Origin of the sequence: Xanthomonas sp. CFBP 8151 (genome assembly GCF_011761885.1) — a bacterium.
In the GTDB taxonomy this organism is placed as follows: Bacteria; Pseudomonadota; Gammaproteobacteria; order Xanthomonadales; family Xanthomonadaceae; genus Xanthomonas; species Xanthomonas arboricola_B.
Genome location: NZ_JAASQZ010000001.1, coordinates 749,299 through 762,923, shown reverse-complemented (window position 1 = coordinate 762,923; position 13,625 = coordinate 749,299). Strand labels below are relative to the sequence as shown.

The window sequence follows — 13,625 nt, the reverse complement described above, 5'->3', positions numbered from 1 at the left end:
CAAATTTTCCCTCGGGGCCCCACTGGCGGGCCCTGTTCTTCTAGCCTCAGTTCCACTTCACTCCTGAGCTGCCAAGCGCGGTAACACCGGCCATCGAATTGAGGGCATTGCTTATGTGAAGCCGCTACGGGAGCTCAGCGAGGCAGGGCTTTTGTCCGTCGCGCGTCGCGTCCGATCCTCCTTGAGTGCTCGCGGGTTGAACGCCAAATGGGGAGCCACCTGGTTCAAAGAGATGCGGGAACTCAACCATGTGGGCGAGCGCGCCTAACGCGTGTTTCCCAGGGCAGATCGCAAGAACTCGATGACAGCCGCACCGCTCTCTCGGTCAGCTCGCGCATAGCCCTCGGGGGTGCCACCGACTTGAAGATGAGGTCCTAGGTCATGGCGGTGAGTTGTCGGCTGCCACAGCGGCGAGATCAAATGCCCGGCATCGCTGAAATAAACGATCTGATCATGCGTGCCATGCGCATGCCGAGCCAAATAGCGTTGCGCCACCGCCGCCATTTCACCAGACAGACCCAGCCGATCGTCTCCTGCAGCGACGAGCATGAGCGGGCCGTTGATCTTTTCAATCGGCAACAACGCGGCTTTCAGCGTCGACTGGATCTCGGCTTCCTTTTCATCCAGCCAAGAAGCGTCTTCACGATAGGGCAGGAAAGGCAGATCCTTTCCCTTGAATGTCAGACCAGGCTTGTTGACTGCGCGGAAATCGGCCGGCGCTACATCCCGCTGTATTCCGCGGAATGGTGCCGGACTTCCCACGAACGAAACCACCGCGCGGAGCCGTGGGTCGTGTGAGGCAGCGGCCATCGCGATGGTTCCGCCCCATGAGCCACCCAATACACCAATCCCGGAAGGATCCACATAGCTCTGGTCTTGTAGCCAAGTCACGCCCATCGAGACAGGGTCAATCGGCACCCGCACGAGATCCTTGGGCAATCCAGGCATGCGGTAATAAGCCACAGACATCGCCACAAACCCATGAGAGGCAAGCCAGGCCGCATACATGTTGGCACTCTCGATCCCGCCCTCGGAGCCCCCGAGAGTGATGACGGTCGGATGGCGACGTCCATCTACCAGCGCGCCTTGGGGCGCGTAGACGTTGGCCACAAGTCCATCGGATGTTACCGGAAACGCGCAGACGCCTTTGCCATCGATCCATCGTCGCAGCTTCACTGTGTCGACCACTCTTCCGCCCGACACCACGTCAAGAGTGAACTCGGCTGGTGAAAACCGCAAATCCCCGGGTCTTCTCTGAATGGGAAAAGGCGAAGGTCGTGCGGGACCCTCAGGCTGCATCGACCAAAACAGACCGGTTTGATCAATTCCCATGTAGCTCCCCGCCTCAGCGGCGGTGATTGCCGGGTCGACCACGCCGTCTAGATCCGCGCGATACACCGCGCTAGAGCGCCAGATGATGCCTTTGGCATCCTTCATCGCAAGCCTGAGCTCCACGAGCTCCGCAGGGCGCATTCCTGACACGTGCACACCCAAGGGCACATCCGCCTGGCTATCCAACGAAGAAACGTGAAGCGTTGCGGCATTGGCGTGGGCGCAGGCGAGTAGAAATAAGAGAAGGGCGAGTCGGCGCATGTCAGGACGGCCTGAGAAAGGGCCAACGAGCATGTCTGCCAGGCGCTTCTTGCAACGGCTATTTGGCACGAGTCGTGTGCCCAGGGGCCTCAATCGTGCAACAGCCGCTAAAACAAGCGAGGTAGGCGCGCTTCCAGCTGTGGTCGGAATTGCCGGCTGACCCGAAGTGCTGTGCCATCTAGAAGTTCGAGTTGGGCATCCTGGTTTCGCGCCGAACGGATCGCCACGACACGCTTCACATTCACCAATGACGATCTATGGATACGAACGAACCCATGCGACTCAAGACTGTCTGCCAGGCTTGCCAGGCTATCGCGGCGCAAGTACGTGTCTTTTCCGGCGTGGATACAGACGTAATGGCCCGCCACCTCGACATAGTCGATCTCCGCCGGTGACAAGTAGACAGTTCGATCACCCACCTCAACAGCCAGGCGGGCAATCTCCGCACCCCTACCGTCTATGCGCTGACGCACGCGCCGCATCGCAAGCTGTAGACGCTTGGGATCTACTGGCTTGAGAAGGTAATCCAATGCACCAGCGTCGAAAGCGCACACCGCGTGCGTACTGTAGGCAGTGATAAAGATGATATGCGGCACAACTGATTCGAGGTGCTTCACAAGGTCCAGGCCACTCCCATCGGGCAGACCGATGTCCAACAGCAGTAGGTCGACATCTCCGAGCTGTGCGCGCTCAAGCGCCAGTTCGAGGGTGGCCGCTTCACCCACCACGACCACATCAGACTCAGACGCGAGGAAACGAACAAGCCGGTCTCGCGCAAGCGCTACATCGTCCACAACTAGAGTGCGAATCACGACGCCTCTGCCCCCCTCAGGGGGAGACAGATCGTTGCGACAAAGCATGTCTCCTGACGTTCGATCGACAACGATGCCGTGGCACCGTGGGTGAGAGCCAATCGCCGCCCCAAGTGATCCAACCCTATGCCTAGCCCACCGGGTTGCTTGCCGCAGACGGGGTTCACAACCGTGATGATGAGTTCCGCGTTTTCGACAATAGCCTTCACTTTGATCCGGACCAGCCCACCAATACGCGCTCCATGCTGGATGGCGTTTTCTAGCAATGGTTGCAGTGCCATGGACGTAACGGCGGCGTTCCAAGCTCGAGGCTCTATGTCGATGTCGAATGTGATGGTGCCGGACAGCACCTGGTGCAGCTCGATGAACTCGGCGCTCGCGCCTATTTCCTCCCTTAGCGACACCACAGGTGCGCTCTCCAGCATCGCGCGAAGGATATTCGCTACATGGCCAAGCGCACGGTCTGCCCGAGTGGCGTCACGATGCCCAAGCTCCCCGATCGCATTGAGCGCATTGAAGATGAAGTGCTGGTGCAGTCTGGACCGCAGCGCTTCTTCGTCCAGTCGGGCCAGCACGACCTCTCGCTCACTTCTCAAAATCAGGTGTGTCCAAAGCTGCCCTACCCCCATGACGACCAGATAGAGCGGAATGGCGAACAGCGTCGTGGCAGCGAGTGCGCGCTGACCGCTGCGAAGATCAAGCCCTCCCGCGCCCACGAACCCTGCTAGTTGCAGGAGACCATGCCCAAGCACCCAGCCCAGCGCCGTCAGCACCGGTATGGCAAATAGTCCAGTCAAGGCGATCAATGCCAGATGGCGAATGCTGTCCCCTGTTCCAACGATCCATCGCCTGGCGAGTCCAAGAAGCGTTGGGGTGGCCACTGCCCAGGGCACGTAGCTGCCGACTAGAAACAGGAAAGCCTTCAACAAGCCGGGAGCGCCTTGCGGGTCCTCGGCCAGCGATGTCATGGCTACTGCAGGGGTATAAGCGAGCGCAAGCATGAGCCAAGGCACCGCTACGCCCGCGTAGCGGAAGCGCGCCGAAACCGATGAAGGGTTGGAAATGGAAGAGGTGCGCGCCCGCATGGACAGTAATGCTCGGAGCCGATAAGTGTCCGGGGCAAAGTGCCGGCCACTCATTCTCGCCTGCCCTGCTCCGCCTTGGTAGTGGGACTGCCGAGCGCCTCTTTGGGGAGGATCGGTCCTGTCGCCGTGGGCGCCGCTGTAAGGCAGCTCGCACACCACCGTTGGTGCCCTCGGACTGGTGGATTTAGCCGGCAGCACGGCTATCGCACGCGCCGGGAGACGTCAGATCCTGAAACGCGCCGAGGTCCGCTGGACGCCCAGCGCGTTGAGCCAGGTCACTGGTGGCCACAGTCGCAATCGACGAGAAGAACGCCCTGATTTCGCCGCTCCGCCTCTTAGGACGGCTTGCGTTACCGCTGCTCACACCTGTTTTCTGCAGAGCCCTTCGCTGCATCCACCATCTACAGGGAAGCCCCCAGGCCCAGCCGATCGATGCTATTTGGAGACGGCGCGACTTCGACCAGGATGCGCGGTTCTTCACTCCGCCTTGTGCGGTCTGCATCTGTTTGCACTAGCAGGGCCCTTGGCCTAAGATGTGAATGATTCTCATTTATGGCGACAGGATGATGCGTGATTCCGCCCTTGTGTTGACAGGTGAGGCTCGCCTTCAGCTCCAGAACATCTATGTTGATCATCACAGCTGGCTTAAATCCTGGTTGATCAGGAAGCTCGGCAACGACGCCTTGGCACTGGATCTGGCCCAAGACGCCTTCATGCGCTTGATCTGCTCGCGCATACCGACCGACGCCATTCGCATGCCTCGCGCTTACCTCACCACCGTTGCACATGGCTTGGTCGTCAATCATTGGCGTCGCCAGTCCATCGAGAGGGCTTACCTAGATGCGCTGGCTGCCCGGGGCGAGATGGCATCCCCTTCTCCTGAAGAGGCAAAGCTTGCTTTAGAGGCGTTGGAGGAGATCGATGTCTTACTCGATGGGCTTCCTGCACGATCCCGGCAGGCGTTTTTGCTCTCTCAACTCGATGGCTGGCCCTACGCCAAGATTGCCAGGCATCTCGGGATCACCGTCAACATGGTCCAGAAAGCCATGATCCGCGCGCTTCAAGGCTGTTACCGCGCCAGCTATGGGTAACGCTCGCGCACGCGTCCTGCCACCAGAGGTCATCGACAAAGCGATCCATTGGTATGTGCGCTTGGCCTCCGGCCAGCCTGACCATCAACAGCAGGACGCTTTTGCACAGTGGCAACGGGCCGATCCCGATCATGCCGAGGCCTGGCGACGGATCGAGGCGCTCCGTGGAAGCATGACGGACCGCCTCGCGTCCATTCCAAGCAACGTCTCACGTGAGGTGCTCGGCAGCGCGAATGCCTCGCCGCAGCGACGCCACGCGTTGAAAGTCCTGCTCTGGGGTGGCACAGGGCTGGCGGGCAGCTGTCTATTGTCAGGACCTCTCGGCCTTTCGCGACAGTGGCATATCGCCACCGCTGATCTTCGAACCCAGGTCGGCGAACAGAAGCGTCTCACGCTACCCGACGGCACCGTGCTTCGCCTGAATACCGCAAGCGCGGTGGATGTGCGCTTTGACCAAGCGACCAGACGCATCATCCTTCACGAAGGCGAAGTGGACATCGTCACCGCACCAGACGCGTTGGGCCGGCGCTTCGTCGTAGAAATGCCGTCGGCAACGCTAGTGCCCATTGGCACGCGATTCGGGGTCCGCCTGAGCGACGGCGGCGTGCTTTTGACGGTACAAGAAGGCGCTGTCGACCTAACGAGAGAGACAACATCCTCCCTGCGGGTTCCCGCCGGATACCAGGTGTTTTTCGATCATCAGCACTCGGGACGCCTGACGCCCCTCGATGAAAGCGCGGTGGCTTGGACGGCTGGCCTGATCCGAGCCAATCGCATGACTCTTCACGACTTCTTAGCCGAGTTGTCGCGCTACCGACGCGGCTGGATCCGCTGCGAGGCATCGGTCGCGCAGCTTCGTCTCACTGCGCTCTACACCTTGGTCGGGGCCGACCCGGTCAATGCCATCCTGGACACCCTGCCTCAAGTCCTTCAGGTCTCCATCCGACGTGTGTCGCCTTGGCTGATCCTGGTTGGCCCGGCAAAGCACTGAGCCATTTTCGTGAGATAGCGAATAATTTTCGCTGCATGGTGGCAGATTTGGCGATCTCGATTGGCAAACCTCATGAACACCCGCTTTGATCAGCAAAGCGGGCAAGCCTTCACTTCTGAGGATTGCCTTCGCCATGGCGGCACAACGCCCCTTTCCCGCCTCCACCACCCGGCGCGCTCGACGCCACCCACTTGCCCTTGCCGTTCTGCTGGCTCAACTTGCCACTGGCACGACGGCCCTGACTGCCCTTGCGCCGCCCGCGCACGCCCAGCAGGCCACCATTGCCTTTGATGTCTCGGAAGGACCGCTCGATCAAGCCCTGCTGAGCTTCGGCCGCCAGGCAGGACTTGGGGTCGTCGTAAATGCATCGCTGACCAAAGGCCTGAGGAGCAATGGCCTCAAGGGCAACTTCACCGCCCATGACGGCGCGGCGCGGATTCTGAGCGGAACAGGCCTGGAGGCCAGTCAGCAGGGCCAAAGCCTGATCGTGCGCGCAGTTCGCTCGTCAGCACGCACCACCGATATGCTGCGGGTCGGCGGAAACTTGGGGGCGAGCCAGGGCAAGGAACGGGACCGCCGGGGTGCCGACGACGTCTACGACCTCGACATTTCCACCTCTTATATCGATCGTGCCACGATTGAACGCTTCAAGGGCAAGACACCGTCAGATCTTGTCAACGGGATCCCGGGGGTTTTCAGCGGTGATGCGCGCAACAGCGGCGCGTTGGACCTCAACATTCGCGGCATCCAAGGGCCAGGACGCGTGCCTGTCACCATTGATGGCACCGAGCAGGCGCTTACTGTCTGGCGTGGCTATAACGGCGCGAGCAACCGCAACTACATCGACCCGTTTCTGATTGGCGGCATCCAAATCCTCAAAGGTCCGTCGCTGACCCGTCATGTCACCACAGGCATCGGTGGCGCGATGGTGGTGAACACGCTAGATGTCGAAGACATCCTGGACGGAGGTCAAACCATTGGGGCGGAATTTCGCCTGGAAGGCAGCAGCAATGCGGTGAGGCCACGCCTGCCGACGCTCCACACGGGCGAAGACTATCGAACGGTGGACAGCTTCCCACAGCAAACGCCCAACATCCCTTACACCGACCGCACCTTGATGTTCCAACCGCGAAGTGGCGGAGGTGGCGTCAATGTCCTCGGTGGCGAGGATTACGCCTATCGTTTGGCATTGGGATGGAGGGCCACGGAGGATCTCGATCTGCTGGCAGCGTACAGCTATCGCGAGCGTGGCAACTATTTTGCCGGTAAGCGTGGCGCAGGCTACTACTCACACCCGCGCAGCAGCAACGCCGACGACTACATCTTGTCCATGGCCAACTACTGGCTGCCAGGCAATGAGGTAGCCAATACGTCGAGCAAAATGGAATCTTGGCTCTTTAAGTCCACTTGGCGCATCACGCCCGATCAAGTGCTGCAGTTAGGCTACCGAAGCAGCTCGTCGCATTACGGCGAGGTGATGCCGTCACGCATCATCGAGTCAGAAGATCGCAGCGCCGTTCAATGGCCACTGAGTCGGGTGGATACCCAGGCTTGGAACGCCGAATACAAATGGCAACCTCAGGACAGCCGCGTCATCGACTTCTATGCCAATTTCTGGCGAACCGACACCCAGAGCGACACCTACACCGCAGGTGGCTTCCCCAACTATGCGCAAGGCCCGGGATTTCCCCTGCTGAGGAACACGGCGCTTGCCAACGCCCAAAATGCCCGCAATGGTGTGACACTGAGCAACACGCTGCATTTGACTGATCAGCTGGACTTGACTGTGGGAGGAAGCTTTCAGCACGAAAGCCTCACCTCCACGGACGCGTATTTTGGCGTAAGCGATGGCTGGCGTATGTATCCGCGTGCAGGCCGACGCGAAGAGCGACAAGGCAACTTCCAATTCGAGTGGCGTCCATTTGAAGCACTCGCGCTCAGTGCCGGCGCACGCTACTCGTCTTACTGGGCCTTTGACGATTTCCTCGACAGCCACCAGGATGACATTCGCCAAGCAGTCACCACGGGCTACACCACCCGCTACACCACCGTGGGTACCTACACCCAGGCTGAGCGCGAAGCGCTGATCGAAGACCAACTTGCGTCCAATCGCGAACTGCTCGAACTGGAGATCATTACGCAAGAAGAGTTCGACGAGATTGCCGCACTGCTTCTGACCGATGTGCCGACCACTTACAGTGTGGATCACCAAGGCGTGTGGCAAGCCGATGCAGACGGCCGGTTCACCAAAGCCGGCAATGTCTGCCTGAATGGCTCGCTCGAGACAGATCCGGCAGCGGTGGGTCAGCTTTGCCAGACCTCCGCCGTTTCTGAAATCAGGCCGGCATCGGCGACAAAGCGCAAAGACCACGGCTGGACGCCGTTTTACGCTGCCACGCTCTACCTGGATGATTACAGCCGCATCTATGTTCGTTACGGTGAGACGCTTCGCTATCCGAGCATGTTCGAAAGCACGATCGCTTTCTCGGCCTCATTGGACGCCGAAGGTGTCAAACCGGAGCATGCGCATAACGTGGAGGTGAGCTATGTCTACGACCTGGCACAGCTGCTGTCGCCAGAATCAGTTGCAGACATCAAATTTGCCTACTACAAGAACAAGACGCGTGATGTGATCGAACGCGACCCCAGTTTCAAGTTCCGCAACATCGACAAGCAAATCATCGAAGGCGTGGAGTTCCAGGGCCGATATGACTCAGGGCGCGTGTTTGCGGATCTTGCAATCAACTACAACTTCAAAAACGAAGTCTGCGACGAACAGACGGCAGCGTTGCTATCGAGCACGAATGGCTATGTCGTCGGCAGCGGCGTCAGCGTGCCCAGTTGTGTCGACTATGGATTTGTGGGCGGCTACTTGCTGACGCAGAGCGCTCCACAGTTCTCATCCAGCGTTTCATTGGGCGGACGCTTCATGGACAAGCGCCTGGAGCTCGGCACACGTCTGAGCTACTACAAGCAGTACGAAAATGCCGATCTCGACTGGTTTAGACGAAATTCGATTCAAAGCGGGGACGGCCGACTGGTCTATACCTTCAATGTCCCCTTCTCCTGGGCCAGCACGATGCTCGTCGATGCCTATGCCACCTACAAGCTCAGCCCCAGGCTGACGATGGAACTTACGGGCACCAATCTCACAGATCGCTACTACGTCGATCCGGCGACGCGATCACTCATGGCAGCACCTGGCCGGACTATCAAGCTGAGCCTAACGGGCCGCTTCTGAGCTCACGATCATGGACAGTAACCGGGGCAAGGATGTCCACTTCCTTCCAACAAGAGACCGAATAAATGAAAATTCAGAAACCAATGCTAACCGTTGCCGTAGGCGTCACCGTCTTGCTGCTGGGCGGTGTTGCGCAAGCGGCGAATTTTGTCGGCAGCTCGACCAACGAAGGCTATGTCAAGGTAGGCGTTTCCACGGTCAGTGGCGGTCCGCATCAAGCGGGCTTTGCGGGCGTTGCGGTCAACTCCACGGGCCTGGACAAGCCGGTCGATTTCAAGGGCCTGGCGTCCTATGGCGGCACCGGGTCGGTCAAGGTGTTGAATTTCCCGTACAGCGGTGCCCCGAGCAGTCACGACAGCCTGGGCGTTTTTGCCTTCGCGCAGGTCGGGACGCAGGACGTCTGGTTCGGGGAGTGGTATTCGCGCAAGGACAACGCAGAAGGGCTGAACACCCATACCGTTTACTTCATGGGCGACAACGCCGATACCGCCATTCCAGCCTCTGGTACGGCCAGCTACAACGTCGTTGGCATCAATAACTACAGCTCCGGCAATCAACTGACCGGCACCTTTGATGCAAACTTCGGCACACGTCGCCTGACCGGCTCGATCCAGAATGGCGCCGGCTTTGCCGTCAATGTGGGCACCGCCACCATCAACACCAACGCCAGTATCTCAGGCACCAATGCCACAGCACGCCAGTCCGGAACGCTAGTCAGTTCCAATGGTGTGGTGTCGGGCCAGTTCTACGCCGGGCAAACCGCACTGGCAGGCACTGCCAACTTCACTGGTGTGCAATACGACACCGCCTTTGGCGGCTCGAAGAAGTGAGTTGATCGGCTGATCGCTTGATATTGCAACTACAGGACAAGCCAGGCCAAGCCAGTCCTGTTCCTCTTTTTTGGCCGATTCCCTATGCATGCAATCAAGACATCCCCCACCTGGGGTGTCCTACTCACGCTTGTCATCATGACATTCCCCGGGCGGGCGCTTGCGCAGCAGCAACAAGACGACATTCGCCGCCTCCTGGAACAGCGCAACCAGGCGCAGTCCGACGTACGCGAGCGAGAAATCATGAAGGAGGAGACAGACAAGGCCAGACCAACGATGGTCGTGGAGGGGCACGAATACACCGTTGCGCACAATGCCAACGACGTGGGGCGCGCGCTTTATATCGCGCTCCAGAACAAACAATGGTCGGCAGCTCAATCCTTGCTGGATGAATATCTCACACTTGCCAACCGCGATCCGCTGCTGGTCCACTATGCCCAGGGCGCGATCGCAAGACTCCATGGCGACTACGCCCGAGCCCAAGCGGAATACGCCGCCCTTCTGGACCTGAAAGCCGACTTCCTGCCGGGGCGGCTGGAACTGGCCCGCGTGTTCTTTGAGGATCAACAGAACGCTGAAGCGAGGGCGCTGTTTGATGCCATCGAGCAGTCGATCGACCGCAGTGACCCCAAAACCGTGGGCGTGCTCGGCAGCATCGACAACTTCCAGCAGGCCCTTGTCGAGCGCGACCGCTGGCAAGGCACTGCGGCGCTCGGCCCGGCGTGGAGTGACAATGTCAATCGCACTTCGGCCAGTTCCAACTGCCTGATTTCGCTTGATGGACAGTGCTACTTCAATCGCAGCACCCCCGATGCGGCGAAGTCATTTGGCTTCGAATACGACGCGGCCATCGAGAAGCGTTGGAGCATGAAGGGTCATCACGGCGTCTATGCCCGCACGACCCTGTTTGGCCAAGGCTACCGAGACAATAGCCAGTTCAACGAAGTCACCGCCGTGATGCAGTCCGGATACAGCTTCAAGTCCGGCCGAAACGCGTTCGTGCTTGCGCCTTCTTTCGAGTATTACGGCTTAGGCAACCACACCTTGTATGGCGCGCCAGGACTCCATGCAGAGTGGTCATGGACCATGTCCCCTACGTCCTTGATAAAACTCGAGGGGGACTGGAAGCGCTTGGGCTACCGAAGACAAGACTACGGCACTTACCTCAATGGCGAGACCACCTCGGTCTTTGCTAACGTCTTCAAGAGCTTCGGCGAGAGATGGATGGGCTTTGCCGGCATTGACGCGGTCAAAAGCCAAACGGAGGAAGAGGCAGATGGATTTTTTCAGCGCGGCGTTCGCCTTGGCGGTTCGTTGCAATGGCCGAAGGGTGCCCAAATGACCCTCTTTGCTTCGTCGCGCTGGCGCAGCTACGGAGCGTATAGCGCCGTGCTGGAAGCACGTCGCAGGGATCACGAACAAGGCTACACCCTCATCCTTCGTGCCCAACATCTATCGTGGGCGGGTTTCAGCCCTCTGCTGACGTTCCGGCGAAACCAGGTCAAAAGCAACATCGACTGGCTTTATAGCTACGACCGCGATGCAGTGAGCCTGAAATTCGAACATGCGCTGTAAACCTATTCCTTCGAGCATCCTCATGACGGCTCCCGACCCAAGCCAAAGCGTCGCCAGACATCTCAAATCCCAGACGCACGATGCCCATGAGGCGCTTGACCAGCGCATCATGGCGAGTGCCCCGTTTTCATCCATCACGCGCTACGTCCAGTTTCTACACGCGCAGCGCCGCTTTCACGCCACCATCGATCCCCTTTTCAAGGATCCAATCCTTCAACATCTAGTCCCGGAACTTACCGGGCGTCGTCGCTTGCATGAGATCGAACAGGATATTGGCGACTTGTCACTCGGCATCCAAGCGCATCGGGGTGCCGTGGACGTCGATTTCTCCTCTCCGGCCACAGCCTGGGGTTGGCTCTATGTCGCAGAGGGCTCCAAGCTCGGCGCTGCCATCTTGCTCAAACACGCCCGAGGGCTCGGCCTGAGCGAAACCGCTGGCGCACGCCACTTGGCCGCCCACGCCGATGGCAGAGCCCGGCACTGGCGCTCGTTCGTCAATGCGGTGGATCAACTCCCCTGGACGGAACCCGAGCTCCGCCACATGGTCGAGGGCGCACGGCAGGCGTTTTCAACCATGCAGGCGTTGGTTGAACAAGAGATGCATCTGTTCGGGTGCCGCTCCGAAACGGAGTCTGGTGATTGAAACGCCTGGCCTGGCTCTTCTTGGGCTTTGTGCTGGTGGGCCTAGGCATCATCGGCGCCTTGCTGCCTGTCATGCCGACGACCATTTTCTTGATCCTGGCGGCCGGGTGCTTTGCCCGCTCGTCGCCGGCGCTTGAGGCCACACTTCTGAGCCATCCACGCTATGGCTCGGCGCTACGGGCGTGGTCTGAGGAGAGAGCCATTTCCAGCAGGGCAAAGCGCTACGCCACGCTCGGCATCGCGTTCGGAGCGGTCTGCTTTTGGCTTGCCGCCAGACCGTCCTGGCCGTTGGGCATCGGCGTTGCGCTCGGACTAGGGCTTTGCACGCTCTGGATCCAAACCAGGCCGCTGCCGCGCATAGAGCAGCCCTCGCAGGACAAGGCTGAGCTTACAGCCAAGCTTTTCGCCCACGGTCTGTCCTGGGGCGGCCACGCCCTGGTGCTTTACGTGCTCTTGTGTCACTGGCCCGAACCTGCACGGCCAGCGGCAACGGAGCAGATCCGGGTTCGGCTCACGGTCTTGCCCCCCGCCGCTCCACCTGTCCCCGTGGTCGAGGAAATTGCAGCCGAGCCGCTGAAGGGGACCGAGGCGAGGCCGAAACCAGACACATCATCATCGCCAGAAGTCAAAAAGAGTAGGCAGGCAGCGCCTGTTACTCAGTCGCAATCGGTGAAAGACGTTGTTGAGACGCTTGCCCTCGACGAGGACAGCTCGACTTCGGAAAGCGTTCCGATACCGTCTCCGGCGTCGGCACCGCCGTCTCTATCGTTGCCTCCGAGCGCGCAGACGGGAGGAGAGGTCGATCCCGATTGGGAGGGCGAAGTGCTCACGCGACTTGAGAAATTCAAGCGCTATCCCCGGCCCGCCCGGGTTCGCCGTGAGGAAGGGACAGTGCTCATTCGAGCCTTGATCGATGGCAGCGGACATGTGCTGTCCGCCCAAGTAAAGGAAACCAGTGGCTCGGCTCTACTGGACCGCGAAGCCTTGGCGACGTTTACCAGGGCCGAGCCGCTTCCCCCTCCCCCTAGAGCGACCGTACCGGCAGAACTGAATGTGCCCGTGCACTTTTTTCTCCGCTAGGCAGCGACCTGGGACCCAGGCATGCGCCATCCAGCTACTGCCGATCAAAGAGCGTCATATGGATCCACCAGGCCCCCGAATGACCACATATGTGGGACAAGGCCACCTAGGCACTACCTAGAGGCCAGATCCAGGACATGCCTCTCGCGCGAGAAGGCAGCGTTCGATTCGCTCTGCGCATGCTGCGATCTGCTCGAACACCGGCAACGCGTTACGTTGTGAAACGATCGCACCCAATGCTCGATTCGGCCCCTTCCCAAAACGCCAGCAACTGCTGAATGACCTCGGGCTTTTCCCCGAGAGCACCCAGTGCGAGTCGCGTCCGGCTCCAACGCTGCGCGCTGACTTCCAAGATCGAGCCTAGCTGCACTTTCCGGCAGGCCATAAAGCCAAGCTGCGCCGTTCGCAGGCGTTGCCTTTGCAAGGCCTGCGCGCGCAAGCTGCTGGAGAAGCCGCGGTTGTCCGGCTGCGTCAGGAGCCGGTCCATAGACCTGTCTCGTCAGGCCTATGGACTGCCAATTCCTCTACCGCGGAGCCCGCGTGCCACAGAGCGGGCATCCCTGTTCCTCGTTGCTAGCGCACCACAGTGAAGTGCCTGGGGCGACACGGCAACATCAGTCCAGCCGATCAGCCGCCGCGTATAAACAGCGGGCGAGTCGACTGGCGCTCTGCACTGCAGTGCGCA

Annotated in this window: 11 protein-coding genes; 7 read left to right on the top strand and 4 right to left on the bottom strand. The window is 59.9% G+C overall.

The features are described 5' to 3' along the window. Window positions 1-264: 264 nt before the first annotated feature. The 3 genes from FHT08_RS03260 to FHT08_RS03250 form a co-directional block, all read right to left on the bottom strand. Window positions 265-1,593, bottom strand: a complete 1,329-nt coding sequence (locus tag FHT08_RS03260) for an acyl-CoA thioester hydrolase/BAAT C-terminal domain-containing protein (protein WP_166774286.1) — start codon at window positions 1,591-1,593, stop codon at window positions 265-267. Window positions 1,594-1,700: 107 nt separating this feature from the next. Then, the gene (locus tag FHT08_RS03255; RefSeq protein WP_343204130.1) at window positions 1,701-2,405 is read right to left on the bottom strand and encodes a LytTR family DNA-binding domain-containing protein; all 705 of its coding nucleotides are present in this window, start codon (window positions 2,403-2,405) and stop codon (window positions 1,701-1,703) included. After that, window positions 2,402-3,490, bottom strand: a complete 1,089-nt coding sequence (locus FHT08_RS03250) for a histidine kinase (protein ID WP_166774284.1) — start codon at window positions 3,488-3,490, stop codon at window positions 2,402-2,404. The genes FHT08_RS03255 and FHT08_RS03250 overlap by 4 nt, the downstream gene beginning before the upstream one ends. Before the next feature lie 539 nt (window positions 3,491-4,029). Here FHT08_RS03250 and FHT08_RS03245 point away from each other — a divergent pair. The 7 genes from FHT08_RS03245 (at window position 4,030) to FHT08_RS03215 (ending at window position 12,940) form a co-directional block, all read left to right on the top strand. Beyond that, a complete protein-coding gene (locus FHT08_RS03245; protein ID WP_243848934.1) occupies window positions 4,030-4,581 on the top strand; it encodes a sigma-70 family RNA polymerase sigma factor in 552 nt (183 codons plus the stop codon). Continuing rightward, window positions 4,574-5,572, top strand: a complete 999-nt coding sequence (locus tag FHT08_RS03240; protein WP_104604925.1) for a FecR domain-containing protein — start codon at window positions 4,574-4,576, stop codon at window positions 5,570-5,572. Before FHT08_RS03245 ends, FHT08_RS03240 begins: the two co-directional genes overlap by 8 nt. An 85-nt stretch (window positions 5,573-5,657) precedes the next feature. Next, window positions 5,658-8,813, top strand: a complete 3,156-nt coding sequence (locus FHT08_RS03235; RefSeq protein WP_243848933.1) for a TonB-dependent receptor — start codon at window positions 5,658-5,660, stop codon at window positions 8,811-8,813. Between the two features lie 65 nt (window positions 8,814-8,878). Then, window positions 8,879-9,643 carry a Slam-dependent surface lipoprotein gene (locus tag FHT08_RS03230; protein WP_047127101.1) on the top strand — a complete coding sequence of 255 codons (765 nt, stop codon included), beginning with the start codon at window positions 8,879-8,881 and terminating at the stop codon, window positions 9,641-9,643. Between the two features lie 84 nt (window positions 9,644-9,727). Continuing rightward, window positions 9,728-11,218, top strand: a complete 1,491-nt coding sequence (locus tag FHT08_RS03225; RefSeq protein ID WP_243848932.1) for a surface lipoprotein assembly modifier — start codon at window positions 9,728-9,730, stop codon at window positions 11,216-11,218. A gap of 22 nt (window positions 11,219-11,240) precedes the next feature. Further along, a complete protein-coding gene (locus FHT08_RS03220) occupies window positions 11,241-11,861 on the top strand; it encodes a biliverdin-producing heme oxygenase (protein WP_166774283.1) in 621 nt (206 codons plus the stop codon). Further along, window positions 11,858-12,940, top strand: a complete 1,083-nt coding sequence (locus tag FHT08_RS03215; RefSeq protein ID WP_166774282.1) for a TonB family protein — start codon at window positions 11,858-11,860, stop codon at window positions 12,938-12,940. The genes FHT08_RS03220 and FHT08_RS03215 overlap by 4 nt, the downstream gene beginning before the upstream one ends. Before the next feature lie 211 nt (window positions 12,941-13,151). On the opposite strand, the gene FHT08_RS03210 is transcribed toward FHT08_RS03215, so the two are convergent. Next, the gene (locus FHT08_RS03210; RefSeq protein ID WP_104604928.1) at window positions 13,152-13,427 is read right to left on the bottom strand and encodes a hypothetical protein; all 276 of its coding nucleotides are present in this window, start codon (window positions 13,425-13,427) and stop codon (window positions 13,152-13,154) included. Window positions 13,428-13,625: the final 198 nt, after the last annotated feature.

Coding starts and splice junctions, on each gene's coding strand:
- FHT08_RS03250 (WP_166774284.1), bottom strand. CDS start 3,490: ATGCGGGCGCGCACCTCTTCCATTTCCAACCCTTCATCGGTTTCGGCG.
- FHT08_RS03210 (WP_104604928.1), bottom strand. CDS start 13,427: ATGGACCGGCTCCTGACGCAGCCGGACAACCGCGGCTTCTCCAGCAGC.
- FHT08_RS03220 (WP_166774283.1), top strand. CDS start 11,241: ATGACGGCTCCCGACCCAAGCCAAAGCGTCGCCAGACATCTCAAATCC.
- FHT08_RS03240 (WP_104604925.1), top strand. CDS start 4,574: ATGGGTAACGCTCGCGCACGCGTCCTGCCACCAGAGGTCATCGACAAA.
- FHT08_RS03230 (WP_047127101.1), top strand. CDS start 8,879: ATGAAAATTCAGAAACCAATGCTAACCGTTGCCGTAGGCGTCACCGTC.
- FHT08_RS03245 (WP_243848934.1), top strand. CDS start 4,030: ATGATTCTCATTTATGGCGACAGGATGATGCGTGATTCCGCCCTTGTG.
- FHT08_RS03225 (WP_243848932.1), top strand. CDS start 9,728: ATGCATGCAATCAAGACATCCCCCACCTGGGGTGTCCTACTCACGCTT.
- FHT08_RS03260 (WP_166774286.1), bottom strand. CDS start 1,593: ATGCGCCGACTCGCCCTTCTCTTATTTCTACTCGCCTGCGCCCACGCC.